Raw genomic sequence first — 16,631 nt, forward strand, 5'->3', positions numbered from 1 at the left:
GAAGGTCAGCGACGTTATGTGGAATCGCTTTCAGCCTACGCCAGGCAGTTTCTGGGTAGAATGGAAAAACCAGAGGTGGATTATATTGAGGGACTCAGTCCGGCGATTGCAATCGACCAGAAGGGAACCAGCCATAATCCCCGTTCTACCGTAGGTACCATCACCGAAATTTACGATTATCTGCGCCTGTTATTTGCCAGGGTAGGACATCCCCATTGCCCGAAATGCGGCAGGGAGATCGCCCAGCAAACCGTTGAGCAAATGGCGGACGCGATTATGGCTCTTCCTGAAGGGACTAGGATACAAGTTCTAGCGCCTGTGGTTCGCGGCAGAAAGGGCGAGTACAGACATGTATTCGAGGACATCCGAAAGGAAGGCTATGTGCGCGTTCGTGTAGACGGGAAGACCTACGAAGTAACCGATGACATCGAGCTTGACAGGTATAAGCAACATTGGATAGACGTCGTCGTTGACCGTCTCATTGTTAAGCCGGGGATTGAAAAGCGGTTGGCAGATTCTGTTGAAGCCGCGCTTAAGATGGGGCAGGGCACGGTTGGCATTGACGTCATTGACGGCGAGGAGATGCTTTTCTCTGAAAATTTTGCCTGCACCGAGTGCGGGATTAGCCTCGGGGAGATTGCACCAAGGAACTTCTCGTTCAACAGTCCATACGGCGCTTGCCCCGACTGCCACGGGTTGGGAACGCATACAGAGCTTGACCCAAACCTTATCATACCGGACAAAAATCTTTCCATTGAGGAAGGCGCAATTGCACCGCTCCGCAGGGCAGTTAGCGAGTATTACCCGGCTTTGCTCTCTGGGTTGGCTGAGGCTCTAGGCTTCTCTACGCGGACTCCCATTAGGGAGCTCACCAATGAACAAATCAACGCAATCCTTTACGGTACTGATCACGCCGTTTGCGTAACGTTCAGAAATCGTTATGGGCGGATAAGGCGGTTTGAAACGACGTACGAAGGGATTGTAAACATCCTGGACCGACGTTACAAAGAGACGACCTCGCAGATTGTGCGCGAGGAGACGGAGAGATACATGTCTACGCGGAAGTGTCCTTCGTGCAACGGACTGCGTCTGAAGCCGGAGAGCCTTGCGGTAACAATCAACGGCATGAACATATCGGAGGTGAGCGCCCTTACTGTTGAGCAAGCCTATCGCTACTTCGACGAGATTAAACTTAGCGAGCGGGAATACGCAATCGCGCGGCAGGTCATAAAAGAGATTAAGACTAGGCTGGGTTTTCTTATTAACGTCGGGCTCAACTACCTCACGCTCGACCGTCCCGCCGCCACGTTGGCGGGTGGAGAGGCGCAGAGGATTCGTCTAGCGACGCAGATTGGCTCTGGACTGATGGGCGTCATTTATATACTCGATGAGCCGAGCATTGGACTGCATCAGCGCGACAATAGAAAGCTGATAGACACTCTTATCAAGCTGAGGGACCTCGGCAACACAATCATCGTGGTTGAACATGACGAGGAGACCATCCGCAGTGCGGACCACATAATTGACATAGGACCTGGCGCAGGCGAGCGAGGCGGGTGGATTGTCGTTTCTGGCACGCTGGAAGACGTTATCAAGCATAAGGACTCAGTTACAGGGCAGTACCTCAGCGGCGTCAAGAGGATTCCCGTTCCTCGAAAGCGGAGGAAGCCAAGCGGTGAGTTCATTGAAATCAAAGGTGCACGGCAGCACAATCTTAAGAATATTAACGTAAAATTTCCTCTGGGGACTTTCATTTGCGTCACTGGCGTGTCCGGCTCTGGTAAGAGCACGCTCCTTCAAGAAACGCTTTACCCGCGGCTTATGTATCAGTTGCACGGTTCTCACGGCTCTTGGGGCGACCATGATGAGATTACGGGAATTGAGCACATTGATAAGATAATTGATATAGACCAGTCTCCCATTGGTAGAACGCCGCGCTCAAACCCTGCAACTTACACCGGAGCGTTTGATTTAATCCGCGACCTTTTTGCAAGCACTCCGGACGCGCGTGTTAGGGGCTACAAACCGGGCCGCTTCAGCTTCAACGTAAAAGGCGGAAGGTGTGAAGCGTGTCGGGGCGATGGCATCATCAAAATAGAGATGCACTTCCTTCCTGATGTGTATGTGCCCTGCGAAGTATGCAAGGGGAAGCGGTATAATAGGGAGACGTTGGAGGTAAGATACAAGGGGAAGAACATCGCCGACGTTTTGGACATGACTGTCAGCACTGCCCTCGAGTTCTTCAAGAACATCCCCTCGATTACACGGCGGTTGCAGACAATTCATGACGTTGGGTTGGATTATATAAAGCTTGGGCAACCAGCGACAACGCTTTCTGGCGGCGAGGCACAGCGGGTGAAACTTGCCGCAGAGCTTTCTAAAAGAAGCACAGGGCGGACGCTCTACATACTAGACGAGCCGACGACTGGCCTTCACTTTGCGGACATCCAAAAACTGCTCGATGTATTGAATCGGTTGGTAGATGCTGGGAATACTGTTATCGTAATCGAGCACAACCTTGACGTAATAAAAAGTGCGGACTACATCATTGACCTTGGACCCGAGGGCGGCGAAAACGGCGGGCAGGTGATTGCATGCGGAACGCCGGAGGAAGTTTCGAGAGTTGAGGCTTCATACACCGGACAGTTCTTGAAGCGTGTGCTGAACGTCTCGCAGTAGGAAAGAAGAAAGCCATTCGTTTTTGTTAACTTTGCTGAAAGACTCCCTAAGTTCCCTTTTGAAGGCAGACAGAGTAAGATGAACGCAGACCTAGAGAAGAAATTAGCCCACGTGCCTGCGAAGCCTGGGGCATATATGATGAAAGACGAGCGTGGAGAGGTCATCTACGTTGGAAAAGCCGCCTCGCTTCGTGCGCGCGTCCGCTCATATTTCCAAAAAGGGCAGATGCATCCTGCGAAGGTGTCGGCAATGGTTGCAAAGGTTGCCGACGTTGATTGGCTGGTTACCGACAGCGAAGTTGAGGCGCTGATGCTCGAATGCAACCTAATCAAACAGCATCGGCCGCGCTACAACGTGCGCCTGCGGGACGACAAGCATTATCCCTACTTGTGCGTAACTTTAAGCGAACCTTTCCCCCGCGTAATCATAACTCGCCGGTCGAAGCAGGATGGAAACAAGTATTTTGGGCCCTATACGAACTCGGAAGCCGTGCGGGACACCCAGCGTCTAATTCGGAAGGTCTTCAAGATACGAAGTTGCAACAAAAAGCTTAGTGGTTCTGAGCAAGATAGGCCGTGTTTGAACTTCCATCTTGAGCAGTGCCTTTCTCCTTGTTCGGGGAAGATTGGCGCTGAGGAATACGCCATCCTGGTTCGCGACACCTGCCTATTTCTCGAAGGGCGGCATGAATCGCTGGTGAAGCGGATGGTCGAGGAAATGGAGCAGGCGGCTGAAAATCTTGAGTTTGAGAGAGCGGCTCGTCTGCGGGACCAAATCGAAGCTATTAACAAGGTAGTTGAAAGGCAGAAGATAATCAGCACTGCGCATGCGGAGCAAGACGTTATCTCTCTGGCGACCAAGAATGGAACGGCGTGCGTCCAAGTTTTCTTTATTAGGTCTGGGCGTCTCATTGGGCAGGAAACGTTTTTCATGGAGGGGATAACCGATGAGACGGCTGAGCATGCGTTGGAGGAATTTGTCAAGCAGTATTACGGCAGGGGCGCGGCTGTTCCACCGGAGATACTCATTTCCCACGAACTTCCGGACAGAAAAGTCATTGAGGAGTGGCTGAAGATTAAGCGGGGTGGGGCGGTTCGTCTGACTTACCCGCGGCGTGGTGAGAAGAAGAAGATTGTGGAGATGGCGGCGGTCAATGCGGCGCTTGCCGCGGAACGGGAGGCAGAGCTCTCTGCCGAGGATGAATCACGCAAGATGGAAATGATGGAGGCGTTGAAGGAAGTATTGGAGCTACCCAATATTCCGCGTCGCATTGAGGCATACGATATCTCAAATATCCAAGGTATGCAAGCAGTTGGGTCAATGGTTGTCTTCGAGGACGGAATGCCTGCGAAGTCGGACTACCGCCGTTTCAAGATTAAAACAATAAATCAACCGGATGACTATGGGATGATGCGCGAAGTTCTCCGGCGAAGATTTGCAAAGAAAGAGGAAGAAAGATTCGCCAATTTGCCGGATCTTCTGTTGATTGATGGCGGGAGAGGCCAGCTAAACGCCGCTCTAGAGGTGCTTTCGGAGGCGGGGCTGACGATTCCGGTTGTTGGGCTGGCGAAGCAGTTCGAGGAAATCTACATCCCCGAAAGGCCTGAGCCGATACTTCTTCCACTTGATTCGAAGGCACTGCATCTCTTGCAGCAAATCCGCGATGAGGCTCACAGATTTGCGCTAGCGTATCACCAAAAGCTTCGAGAGAAGAAGGCAAAGAAATCACTGCTTGACGACATTCCAGGGATTGGGCCGAAGCGTCGTAGGGCGCTCATAAAACATTTTGGTTCGGTTGTGGCTATAAAGCAAGCTAGCATCGAGGACCTTCTCAAGGTGCCCGGCATAACCAAACCGATTGCAGAGGAAATACACGAACGGTTAAAGAATAGTTAAGAAATGACCAAAAAGATATACAGATTGATACACACTTGTTTTGGCTGGGTTGGATTGCTTGGAGATGCCAACGGCCGCATTTGCAGGCTTTCGCTTCCGGCAGCTACAAGGGATGAGGCTTATTGTAGGCTAATTAAAGGAACGAGTGAGCTTGCTATCGAATCAGATAGTGATTTTGATTTAATTGCTGAGCAAATCATTCGTTATTTTAATGGGGAGACTGTTAACTTCAATTGTGAGGTTGATTTAAGCGGGCAGAATGAATTTGACCGCCTTGTTTGGGATGCCACATCGGAGATTGGGTATGGAGATGTTAGGTCATACGCTTGGGTTGCTGAAAGGATTGGAAAGGTGGGAGCTTACCGCGCGGTCGGTCAATCGCTTGCCAAAAACCCAATCCCGCTTATAATCCCATGTCACCGCGTGATAAAATCAAATGGCGAGCTGGGCGGATTTAGTGGTGGCGTTGACATGAAGGCAAGACTGCTTGAATTAGAACGTGCGGCAGTTGTGTAGTGTTTTAGCAATTTTTTGTTTTGAGTAGGGTAGGGGTACGAATAGATGAAAGGCTTAGCGATTAGGTGGCTAATTAGCGTGATTGCTTTGTATGCAGCTGCGTTTTTGGCTCAGAAGGTTGGATTGGAAATTCGACTTACTGGTGCGTTTTCAGCTTTGCTTGCGGTTGTAGTTCTTGGTATTATAAATGCTCTAATCAGGCCCATTGTAGTAATCCTCACGCTCCCGTTGAATTGCCTAACGCTTGGGATATTTACGTTTCTTATAAACGGCTTGATGTTTTGGCTTGCCGGCCAGCTTGTTCCCGGTTTTGTAGTGAAGGGGCCGCTTGCGGCATTGTTCGGCTCCGTTGTAATGGGAATAATCAGCGGCTTGGCGAATAATCTAATTGGACATAGGAAGTAGAGGGACATGCAGCTAGTTATTGTAACAGGGATGTCTGGCGCTGGAAAGACGCTTGCGATTAGGGCATTTGAGGACATGGGTTATTTCTGCGTTGATAACCTTCCTCCAAACCTCTTGCCGAACTTGCGCGAGTTTTGCAGAAACAGCGAATGCGCCGACGAGAGAATTGCTGTTGTGGTAGATGTTCGTTCGGGGGAACTCCTTTCTGACCTTACGAAGGCGCTGCCAATCCTTTTCGATGGGTTCAAGAAAGCTAGAATCCTTTTCCTCGATGCCAGCGAGGAGGTGCTCGTCCAGAGGTTTAAGGAAACGCGCCGCAAACATCCCTTGTTTGACAGGTGCCATGGCATTCTGGAGAGCATAGCATTGGAACGAAAGATGCTCGTGGACTTAAAAGAGCTAGCCGACAAAGTGATAGATACCTCAGAGCTTGACCCGGCGCGCTTAAAAACTGAAATAGTGACTTATTTTGGAGACGACAGCTCGGATGCTGGGCTAATTATAACAGTTACTTCCTTTGGGTTTAAATGGGGTCTACCACTCGACGCAGACCTCGTTTTCGATGTTCGGTTCCTAATAAATCCCCATTATGTGCCCGAAATGCGCCCGTTTGATGGCCGCGACCAGCCAGTTGAAGAATATGTTACCAATGACCCATTGACAAAAGAGTTTATGCAGCGGCTTCTTGGTTTAATTGATTTTTCATTGCCGCAATATGAAAATGAAGGAAAAGCATATTTGAATATTGCAATTGGATGCACCGGGGGCAGACACAGGTCTGTCGTTATAGCCAATAAGCTAGCTGCCTTTTTGAAGGGTAAAAATTACAAAGTAATTGTCAAGCACAGGGATGTAGCAAAGGAGTAGCGTTGTAATGCCATGGAAGAGAAGGTTAAAAAGCGCGCTTAAATGGCTTTATCCTGGCATGCGTGTGAAGCGCTGGTTATTCCTGACACCCGTCGGCGTGTTCTTAGTGATAATCGGAGTTACCCTCATTACGAATACTCAGGTAGTTGATTACCTTAACAATGTTGCAAATTGGGTCTATCAAACGAGTAGTGAGTTTTTACCAAAGCCACTAAACCTCAGCGAACCAAGAGTCTATATCCCACTTTCCATTCTCTTCATTTTAGTTGGGTTATCGTTGATATTCGTAAGCTTCCGGCAGGTAATTGCATCCATCGCCAGCGTGATAAGTCCACAGGATAAGGACCGCCTAGCCGATGTAATTTACAAGCGCCGACATCTTGCTCAGGGACATAGGATGGTCGTAATCGGCGGCGGAACAGGCCTTTCTGCCCTCCTAAGGGGTTTAAAGGAACACACAAGTAATATCGTGGCAATTGTTACGGTAACCGATGACGGCGGTAGCTCGGGCAGACTTCAGCGACAGTTTGGAATGTTGCCTCCTGGTGATATTAGGAACTGTCTTGTCGCCTTGGCAGACGCAGAACCCCTAATGACCGAACTGTTCCAGCATCGGTTTGATGAGGTAGGCGATGGGTTGGCGGGCCATTCTTTTGGCAACCTGCTAATAGCTGCCATGACTAACATTACTGGTGATTTTGAGAGAGCAATAAAGGAAACAAGCAATATTCTCGCAATCCGCGGGCGCGTGTTGCCATCTACTTTGCAGAATGTAGTTCTTCGGGCGGAGATGGAGGATGGTTCTATTTTAGAAGGCGAAACTAACATCGCAAAATCACCTCTAGCAATAAAACGTATATCGCTTTTCCCGGAAGATGTTATGCCGCTCGATGAAACTTTGGAAGCAATCAGGCTTGCTAATGCTATTGTTGTTGGCCCAGGAAGCCTCTACACTAGTGTGATTCCAAACCTTCTAGTGAAAGGTATAGTAGAGGCAATAATGGATTCTGACGCTGTGAAGATTTACGTATGTAATGTGATGACGCAACCTGGCGAGACCGATGGCTACCGCGCTTCTGACCATGTGAGGGCAATTTTTGAACATACTGGAAAGCGCATCTTCAATTATGTCCTCGTGAACAAAGAAGTTCCCTCTATCCGTCTACTAGAGAAGTACCAGCGCGAAGGTGCTGAGCTGGTTTCGCCCGATGTAGATGCAATCCGTGAAATGGGGTATAAACCTGTAACGGGGAATTACATCAGTGAAACCGAAGTAGTACGGCATGACCCCCAAAAGCTTGCTCAGGCTATTATTAGGCTGGTGTTTGAAAAATCATTCCTGCCTAGATAGCTGAAAGCTTGACACACATACAACCCTTGGCTAAAATACAATGGTTTTCATTCGACAGCCGAATGAAAAGGCATCATAGCGCTTTCTGGTCTGGTAAACAAACTTTCCTAGGCTAGAAAATAAAATCAAAGGAGGTTATCAGGTGGCTGTAAAAGTTGGTATCAATGGTTTTGGACGCATTGGTAGACTCACCCTGCGGGCGATTCTTGACAAATACCCCGATGAGATTGAGGTAGTCGCCCTGAATGACATTGTGGATGCCAAGACGAACGCACACCTATTCAAGTATGACTCCAGCTACGGAATCTTCTGCGGCGATGTTGTTGCGGAGGAAAAAGACATCGTTGTAAATGGCAAGAAGATTTTCGTTTATGCTGAGAAGGACCCCACCGCCATTCCATGGGGCGATCACGGTGTTGAGGTCGTCGTTGAGTCTACGGGCATCTTCACCGATGCAGAGAAAGCGAAAGCTCACCTGCGAGATTCTGTCAAAAAGGTCATCATTACCGCTCCTGCAAAGAACGAAGACATTACTGTCGTTCTAGGTGTGAATGAGGACATGTATGACCCGGCAAAGCACACAATTATCTCAAATGCCTCATGCACAACCAACTGTCTCGCTCCGGTAGCGAAGGTACTTCAGGATAGCTTTGGCATCGTGAAGGGATTCATGACAACAGTTCATGCCTACACGAATGACCAGAGAATTCTTGACCAGGCTCACAAAGACCTAAGACGAGCAAGGGCTGGCGCATTGAGCATAATCCCGACAACCACAGGAGCTGCGAAAGCCATTTCACTTGTAATTCCTGAGCTTAAAGGCAAGATGCATGGTATAGCACTTCGAGTGCCGACCCCGACAGTTTCGCTTGTTGACCTCGTTGTAGAGCTTGAGAAAGAGGCAACAGAAGATGCAATTAACGATGCTCTGAGAGCAGCTGCAAACGGCAAGATGAAGGGCTACCTTGGTGTATGCGACGAACCGCTAGTCTCGGTTGACTTTAAAGGCAATTCGCTTTCCTCAATTGTTGACAGTCCTTCAACCATGGTTCTCGGCGGCAATATGGCGAAAGTTCTTGCATGGTATGACAACGAATGGGGTTATTCCTGCCGTGTTGCCGACCTGATTGACTACCTGGTAAAGAAGGGAATGTAGCTTCTATTAACTAGGAATTCTGCTATGGACGGTTGGGGTCGTCGGGTGAAAGTTTTTAAACAATTACCTAACGACCCCAACGCCTGACGAAGAAACACGGGAAATCTTATTCGTCGTTTTATAGGGAGGAGTTTTCCATGAACAAAAAAACTGTTGAGGATATTGATGTCAGCAATAAACGAGTACTTGTCAGAGTTGACTTCAACGTTCCCCTCGATGAAAATTGCAACATCACCGACGACCACAGAATAGTAGCTGCTTTACCCACCATTAATTATCTAATCGACCATGATGCAAAAGTAGTTCTTGTAACACACCTTGGACGTCCGAAAGGACCAAGCGATAAGTTGCGGCTGGATCCGGTTGCAAAGAGACTCAGTGAACTTCTTGGGAAACCGGTCAAAAAGCTTAATGATGCCATAGGTCCAGAGGTCGAGGCTGCCGTAAACGAGATGAAGCCTGGGGATGTCATCCTTTTGGAAAACATTCGTTTCTATGAAGAGGAAGAAAAGAACGACCCTGAATTTGCGAAGAAGCTTGCTTCGCTAGCAGATATTTATGTAAATGATGCGTTCGGTACTGCCCACCGTGCGCATGCTTCTACTGAGGGTGTTGCGCATTACCTTCCTGCTGTTGCAGGCTTCCTAATGAAAAAAGAAATAGAGTATCTAGGTAAAGCGCTTTCCAATCCAGATAGGCCTTTTGTTGCAGTGCTTGGTGGCGTGAAGGTTTCTGACAAAATCACCGTAATTGAAAATCTCCTCAACAAGGTTGATGCGCTTTTGATTGGCGGCGCAATGACCTATACATTCCTAGTTGCGCAGGGTTATAAGGTTGGAAACTCCATGGTTGATAAACCGGGAATCGAACTTGCAAAGAATGCAATGGAAAAGGCAAAAGCCATTGGTGTAGACCTTGAATTGCCAGTAGACGTGGTTGCAGTCGAACTTCCAGCAGATTTCGATATACCGTCGGGCGTTCCCGCTGATGTTGACATTAAAATTGTGCCTGCAACAGCCATTCCTGAAGGGTACCGTGGCTTGGATATCGGTCCGAAAACAGTAGAACTGTTTTCTCAGAAAATCAAGTCTGCGCGCACCGTGGTATGGAATGGTCCGATGGGGGTATTTGAAGATCCACGCTTTGCAAATGGTACATTAGGGATTGCCAAAGCCATGGCGGAATCAACAGCAACAACCATAGTAGGCGGCGGAGATTCTACTGCTGCAGTAGAGCAGATGGGGCTTGCAGATAAAATGAGCCACGTTTCGACTGGCGGCGGGGCATCCCTAGAGTTTCTAGAGGGCAAAGAACTCCCCGGTGTTGCAGCATTAAACGATAAGTAGGTCTTTTTCTAATACAACGCATTCCGAATAGTCACGTTGCCACTGTATGCCCCCAAAACGCTGTTTCGGGGGCATACAAATTCAGAATAACTCAAGAGGAAGGAAATAAAAATGAGGTTACCTCTAATTGCTGGCAATTGGAAAATGAACAAAACAGTTGGCGAGGCAGTTGATTTTGTCGAACGACTTCGGACCGAAGTTGTCGGCGTTAAAAATGCCGAGATAATTGTCTGCCCGCCATTTACTGCAATCTATGAAGTCGCACGAACGCTAATGGGTTCGAATGTAGGTGTTGGGGCGCAAAACGTTTTCTGGAAGACAGAAGGGGCGTATACAGGTCAAATATCGCCCAAAATGCTTGCTGATGCAGGGTGCACGTATGTCATCATAGGCCATTCGGAGACAAGAGGGCGCTTCGGCAAGGTAGACGCTGATATGTCCCCTAATTTGCTCAAATATTTTGCTGAGACGGACGAAAGCGTAAATCTCAAACTTCATGCCGCTTTTAATGAAGGGCTTGTGCCAATTGTCTGCGTTGGCGAAACAATTGACGAACGAAAAGCTGGCAAGACTGATGATGTTATTCGAATTCAAGTTGAGAAAGGGTTAAATGGACTGACACCGAAGCAGGCAGCAGGTATGGTTATCGCATACGAGCCAGTGTGGGCTATTGGCACAGGTGAAGTGTGCGATGCCCCAGAGGCTAATCGAGTATGCGGCATGATTCGAGGATTAGTACGTTCGATGTTTGGCGATGAAGCTGCTGATGGTATTAGGATACAGTATGGTGGAAGCGTAAAACCTGATAATGCCGAAGAACTCCTTAGCCAGCCGGAGATAGATGGTGCGCTTGTTGGAGGTGCGAGCTTAAAAGTTTCCGATTTCGTTGCAATTATCCGATCTGTCTAGCACCAAGTTGAGAACTTTTTGGTGAAAAGCAGAATATAAGCATCGAGGTCAAACTCGATAAAGCGGTGGTACAATTGTAAGTCATGGGCGAAATTCGCATCGGCACATCCGGGTTCAGCTATGATGATTGGAAGGGGCCTTTCTACCCAGAAGGTATTTCTAAGTCAGAAATGCTTGCTTATTATGCAAGCAAGTTTCCTACTGTTGAAGTAAATTCGACCTTTTATGCGATTCCTTCTGCTAATACCTTCAAGCGAATGGTAGAGAAGACCCCTACCGGTTTCGACTTTGTTGTTAAGGCTTACAAAGAGCTTACGCATAGCCTGGAAGTAAATTTGGATTTTTTTAAGCAATTTAAAATGGCAATTTCGCCACTAAACGAATCAGGGAAGTTGGGCTGTATCCTTGCACAATATCCTTGGAGCTTTCGAAAAAATATTGAAAATATGGATAGAGTGCGCAAACTTAGACGTGAGTTTGGTGAACTGCCCATAGCTGTTGAGTTTAGAAATTCCTCATGGATTTCAAAAGAAACCTTTGAATTGCTAAGGGAGCATAATCTTGGATTTTGTTGTGTAGATGAGCCCAGATTGCATGGCCTAATGCCAGATGTAGTAGTAGCAACTTCAGCAATCGGCTATGTGCGTTTTCACGGGCGGAACGCTGAAAAGTGGTGGACTCATGAGGAAGCATGGCAACGTTATGATTATTTGTACACAAATGAGGAGTTGTCAGAATGGGTTCCGAAAATTCACAAGCTGGCTGAATCTTGCGAACGAACATACTTATTTTTCAACAATCATCATGCTGGTAATGCAGCTAAAAATGCTCAGATGATAGCATCATTACTTGGCGTTTCCTTGCGTCCAAATGAATAGGGGTTGCATATCAAATTGAGTTGTAGTATGATAATGGGCGTTAGCACTCTCAACCGTAGAGTGCTAAAACTATGTTAAGTTGAACGGAGGTGGATATAACATGTTGAAGCCACTTGCTGATCGAATTGTTGTGAAGCCAACAAAGGCTGAAGAGATGACAAAGGGAGGTATTGTACTTCCTGACACCGCGAAGGAACGCCCACAGGAGGGTGAGGTCATTGCCGTAGGTCCAGGGAAGACCATGGAGAATGGCAAAGTTGTTCCTATGGAAGTCAAAGTAGGGGACAAGGTCATCTATTCCAAATATGGCGGCACAGAAATAAAAATTGGTTCTGAGGAGTATGTTGTCCTCCGACAGGATGATGTTCTCGCCATAGTCCAGTAAGGAAGGAGGTTGGTCAATATGGCTAAAGAGCTCAAATATGATGAGGAAGCACGACAAGCGCTCGAGCGGGGAGTTAATATTCTGGCCGATGCAGTAAAAGTTACCCTTGGCCCGCGAGGTAGAAATGTCGTCATCCAAAAGAAATTTGGTTCTCCCACGGTAATAAATGATGGCGTTACAATCGCAAAGGAGATAGAAGTTGAGGACCGCTTCGAGAACATGGGTGCTCAGCTTATTCGTGAAGTTGCCTCGAAGACCAACGACGTTGCGGGCGACGGAACGACCACAGCGACTGTGCTTGCGCAAGCCATGGTTCGCGAGGGAATGAAAAATGTAGCGGCTGGTTCCAACCCCATGCTTATCAAAAAAGGCATTGAGAAAGCGGTTAATGCTGCCGTTGAAGAGATTAAAAAAATCAGCAAGCCAATTGAAAGCCGTGAAGAAATTGCCGAAGTAGCAGCTATTTCGGCAAATGAGGCCGCTATAGGAGAGCTTATCGCCGATGCAATGGAAAAGGTGGGTAAGGATGGTGTAATAACCGTCGAAGAATCTAAGAGTATGGCTACAAACCTCCAATTTGTCGAGGGAATGCAATTCGACAAGGGGTATATATCCCCGTACATGGTAACGGATCCTGAGCGAATGGAAGCCGTTCTAGAGGAGCCATACATTCTGCTGTACGAAAAGAAAATCTCAGCTGTTGCGGACATTATCCCAATTCTAGAGAAAGTTGTGCGAACTGGCAGACCGCTGTTAATAATCGCCGAAGATGTTGAGGGTGAGGCACTTGCAACTTTGGTAGTCAACAAAATTAGAGGTACTCTCAATGCAGTAGCTGTGAAAGCACCTGGCTTTGGCGACCGACGCAAGGCGATGATGGAAGACATCGCTATTCTTACGGACGGGAAATTCATAACAGAAGATCTTGGCTTGAAGCTGGAAAACGTAGACCTACCAATGCTTGGTCGTGCAAAAAAGGTCGTCGTTGACAAAGAAAATACGACTATAATCGAAGGGAAAGGTTCGCAGGCAGCAATTCAGGGGCGGATTGCCCAAATTAAGCGCCAGATAGAGGAGACCGAATCTGACTATGACCGCGAGAAGCTTCAGGAGCGCTTGGCAAAGCTTGCCGGTGGAGTTGCGGTCATCGAAGTTGGTGCGGCTACCGAAACAGAGCTTAAAGAACGCAAGCATAGAATAGAAGATGCTCTCTCTGCGACTAGAGCCGCAGTAGAAGAAGGGATTGTGCCGGGCGGCGGCGTTACATTGATTAATATAATTCCTGCGCTGGAAAAGATTTCTGGCACGCCCGAAGAAATAACCGGTATCAACATAGTAAAGAAGGCGCTTGAGGAGCCTGCGAAGCTAATTGCTGAAAATGCAGGTCTGGAAGGTTCGGTAGTAGTAGAAAAGTTGAAAGCCTCAGAAAAAGGAATTGGGCTAAATGCGGTAACTGGTCAATATGTGGACATGCTGAAGGCAGGAATTGTAGACCCTGCTAAGGTAACGCGAACTGCGTTAGAGAATGCGGCTAGCATTGCTTCGATGCTGCTGACCACCGAAGCGCTTGTAGCCGAGATTCCAGAGAAAGAAAAGGCGCCGGCTGCACCTGGCGGCGGAATGTACTAGTTGAAAAGTCGTTTACACTCATTCCCAAAAAGATAAAGGCAGTGGGAATGGATTTCTCAAAGAGAAGTGCGATGGTTTGAAATTCAAACCATCGCACTCCAAAAAAAGCTGGGGTTGCATTGACATCACTAATGACAATTTAGTAGAATAAACGCGTTAATTTTGCCGCCCTATGGAAGTAGATAATAGCTCATAATGTGCCCCAGTAGTTTTGTGGCCCAATGATTTAATAACAGTCAAACAACATTCCCCAGGGGTTCCTCTAGAATGGAGATTGGTACCTCAGTCGAACGAATTGGAGTTCTTGACTTCGGTGCGCAGTACAGCCAGCTGATAGCCCGAAGAGTGCGGGAGTGCCATGTTTATGCTGAAATACTGCCGCACAACATCTCGCCTGAGCACATAAAGGCAATGGGTTTGTCGGGAATAATACTTTCAGGTGGCCCCTCAAGCGTTTATGACCCCGGCGTTCCCACGTGTGATAAAGCTATATTTGAGCTCGGTATTCCGGTTTTAGGTATTTGTTATGGCATGCAGCTAATGGCGCATTTGCTTGGCGGGCGGGTAATAGGAAGCTCAAAGCGAGAATATGGTAAAACCGAGCTTGAAATTTTAAGCTCAGGGGATTTGTTTAAAGGTCTAAAGGGTAAGGTTACAACTTGGATGAGCCATGGGGATAGCGTTGAGGATGTTCCACCTGGCTTCTTTTGCATAGCCCGAACCGAAAATACGCCAATAGCCGCCATGGCTGCCCCTGAGAAAAAGCTTTACGGCGTGCAATTTCATCCCGAAGTTGCCCACACACCTCAAGGCAAGCAGATTATATCCAATTTCTTGTATGATGTGTGTGGCTGCAAGGGCCTTTGGACGATGGGCTCATTTATAGAGCAGTCGGTTGAAGAAATTCGGAAGCAGGTTGGTAGCGAAAGAGTAATATGCGCTCTAAGCGGCGGTGTGGATTCATCGGCAGTTGCAGTACTTGTCCACAAAGCAGTTGGCGATCAACTAACCTGTATCTTTGTCAATCATGGCATGCTCCGCAAAGGCGAAGCAGAGATGGTTCGTTCAACTTTTGAGGAGCATTTTAATATCAAGTTGATTTACGTTGAGGCTGAAGATAGATTTTTGAATAAGCTTAGGGGAATAGAAAATCCTGAACAAAAGCGAAATATTATCGGTAGCGAGTTCGTCCGAGTGTTTGAAGAAGAAGCCTCGAAACTTGGAGACATTCGATTTTTAGCACAGGGGACTATTTATCCCGACGTAATCGAAAGTGGAACTAAAACTGCCGCCAAAATCAAAACACACCATAATGTTGCAGGTCTTCCCGACGATATTAAATTCGAGTTAATCGAACCAATTCGCTACTTGTTCAAAGATGAAGTTAGGGATGTTTGCAAAGAGCTCGGTTTGCCGGATGAAATAACATGGCGGCAACCGTTTCCTGGTCCAGGATTGGGTGTTCGTGTGGTGGGCGAAGTAACAAAGGAACGCCTTCATATACTTAGAGAAGCGGATGCCATTGTGCTCGAAGAAATTCAAAAGGCGGGACTTTATCGCGAGCTTTGGCAATCCTTTGCCGTACTTCTGCCAGTTCAGTCTGTTGGCGTTATGGGTGACCAGCGCACTTATGCATATCCGGTCGTCGTCCGCGCCGTTACTAGTGATGATGCGATGACGGCTGACTGGGCTAAACTCCCGACAGAAGTTCTCGAGCAAATCAGCAGGCGCATAGTCAATGAGGTCAAGGGAGTTAACCGTGTGCTCTACGACATCAGCTCAAAACCTCCTTCAACAATCGAATGGGAGTAGGAGATTGATTGCTGAGGATATTGCTGAGATTTTAATTTCCGAAGAGCAAATAGCAGCTCGAGTTGCGGAACTAGGGCGCAAGATTTCCGAGGACTACCTTGGTAAGGAATTAGTATTAGTTGGTATTCTAAAAGGCGCTGTTGTTTTCTTGGCTGACCTTATGAGGCAGATTTCAATCCCTTTATTAGTTGATTTTGTTGCCATTTCTAGTTATGGACCATCTACGCGCTCGTCGGGCGTGGTAAAAATTCTCAAGGACCTGGATGAAAGCGTCGAAAATAAACATGTGTTAATAGTGGAGGACATCATTGATACTGGTTTGACGCTTAAGCTAAGTTACCTGAAGGACAACCTTGAGCGGCGAAAAGCAGCCAGCGTAAAGATATGTACGCTTCTTGATAAACCAGCTCGAAGGCAGGTGGATATTGAACCAGATTACAAGGGCTTTACCATTCCGGACAAGTTTGTTGTGGGCTACGGACTAGATTTCGGTGGACTTTACAGAAATCTTCCCTTCATAGGGGTGCTGAAGGAGGAAATTTTTAAACAGAGGCAGGTTTAAAACATAATTATTAGATTTGGTTGCCTATTTTTGTAGACAAAAGTGCGTATACATGGTATAATTACTAGTGAATGTGAATGTTTCCCCGGTGTCTGGAATGTTGTATTAGATTTGCCTTACTCTCCGGCACCTGGTAATGCTCCATCGGAATCTCAGTTTTCTTTTTGCGCTTTCTTTCTTTTCTCCGTCTCTTGCAAAAGCGGCGGGGTTGCATTTTTAAATAATTGAGCCTGACAGGAG

The 16,631-nt window shown here is 47.6% G+C and carries 14 protein-coding genes; all 14 read left to right on the forward strand.

Annotation, left to right across the window (positions count from 1 at the left end; translation table 11 throughout):
- Positions 1 to 2,679 (forward strand): excinuclease ABC subunit UvrA (uvrA, locus tag QHH26_10575; GenBank protein MDH7482398.1); only part of this gene is annotated, 2,679 nt, incomplete at its 5' end.
- A 78-nt stretch (positions 2,680 to 2,757) separates the two neighbouring features.
- A complete protein-coding gene (gene uvrC, locus QHH26_10580) occupies positions 2,758 to 4,575 on the forward strand; it encodes an excinuclease ABC subunit UvrC (GenBank protein MDH7482399.1) in 1,818 nt (605 codons plus the stop codon).
- A gap of 3 nt (positions 4,576 to 4,578) precedes the next feature.
- Positions 4,579 to 5,091: a methylated-DNA--[protein]-cysteine S-methyltransferase gene (locus QHH26_10585; protein ID MDH7482400.1), complete on the forward strand. Its 513-nt coding sequence runs from the start codon at positions 4,579 to 4,581 to the stop codon at positions 5,089 to 5,091.
- 45 nt (positions 5,092 to 5,136) lie between these two features.
- Entirely contained in the window at positions 5,137 to 5,496 is a 360-nt protein-coding gene (locus QHH26_10590) for a phage holin family protein (protein MDH7482401.1), read from the forward strand.
- Positions 5,497 to 5,502: 6 nt separating this feature from the next.
- Complete coding sequence (rapZ, locus tag QHH26_10595; protein ID MDH7482402.1) at positions 5,503 to 6,363, forward strand: RNase adapter RapZ; 861 nt, start codon at positions 5,503 to 5,505, stop codon at positions 6,361 to 6,363.
- A 7-nt stretch (positions 6,364 to 6,370) separates the two neighbouring features.
- Positions 6,371 to 7,714: a YvcK family protein gene (locus QHH26_10600; GenBank protein ID MDH7482403.1), complete on the forward strand. Its 1,344-nt coding sequence runs from the start codon at positions 6,371 to 6,373 to the stop codon at positions 7,712 to 7,714.
- A gap of 142 nt (positions 7,715 to 7,856) precedes the next feature.
- Complete coding sequence (gene gap, locus QHH26_10605) at positions 7,857 to 8,870, forward strand: type I glyceraldehyde-3-phosphate dehydrogenase (GenBank protein MDH7482404.1); 1,014 nt, start codon at positions 7,857 to 7,859, stop codon at positions 8,868 to 8,870.
- A 137-nt stretch (positions 8,871 to 9,007) separates the two neighbouring features.
- Positions 9,008 to 10,216: a phosphoglycerate kinase gene (locus QHH26_10610; GenBank protein ID MDH7482405.1), complete on the forward strand. Its 1,209-nt coding sequence runs from the start codon at positions 9,008 to 9,010 to the stop codon at positions 10,214 to 10,216.
- 111 nt (positions 10,217 to 10,327) lie between these two features.
- Positions 10,328 to 11,125, forward strand: coding sequence for a triose-phosphate isomerase (gene tpiA / locus QHH26_10615; GenBank protein ID MDH7482406.1), 798 nt, complete (start codon positions 10,328 to 10,330; stop codon positions 11,123 to 11,125).
- Positions 11,126 to 11,208: 83 nt separating this feature from the next.
- Entirely contained in the window at positions 11,209 to 12,003 is a 795-nt protein-coding gene (locus tag QHH26_10620; GenBank protein MDH7482407.1) for a DUF72 domain-containing protein, read from the forward strand.
- Positions 12,004 to 12,103: 100 nt separating this feature from the next.
- On the forward strand, positions 12,104 to 12,388 hold the full coding sequence (gene groES / locus QHH26_10625; protein ID MDH7482408.1) for a co-chaperone GroES: 285 nt from the start codon (positions 12,104 to 12,106) through the stop codon (positions 12,386 to 12,388).
- Positions 12,389 to 12,406: 18 nt separating this feature from the next.
- Positions 12,407 to 14,017 carry a chaperonin GroEL gene (groL, locus tag QHH26_10630; protein ID MDH7482409.1) on the forward strand — a complete coding sequence of 537 codons (1,611 nt, stop codon included), beginning with the start codon at positions 12,407 to 12,409 and terminating at the stop codon, positions 14,015 to 14,017.
- 267 nt (positions 14,018 to 14,284) lie between these two features.
- Complete coding sequence (gene guaA, locus QHH26_10635; protein ID MDH7482410.1) at positions 14,285 to 15,829, forward strand: glutamine-hydrolyzing GMP synthase; 1,545 nt, start codon at positions 14,285 to 14,287, stop codon at positions 15,827 to 15,829.
- A gap of 7 nt (positions 15,830 to 15,836) precedes the next feature.
- Complete coding sequence (gene hpt, locus QHH26_10640; GenBank protein MDH7482411.1) at positions 15,837 to 16,391, forward strand: hypoxanthine phosphoribosyltransferase; 555 nt, start codon at positions 15,837 to 15,839, stop codon at positions 16,389 to 16,391.
- Positions 16,392 to 16,631: the final 240 nt, after the last annotated feature.

It is taken from the genome of Armatimonadota bacterium, from assembly GCA_029907255.1.
Classification (GTDB): domain Bacteria; phylum Armatimonadota; class UBA5829; order DTJY01; family DTJY01; genus JAIMAU01.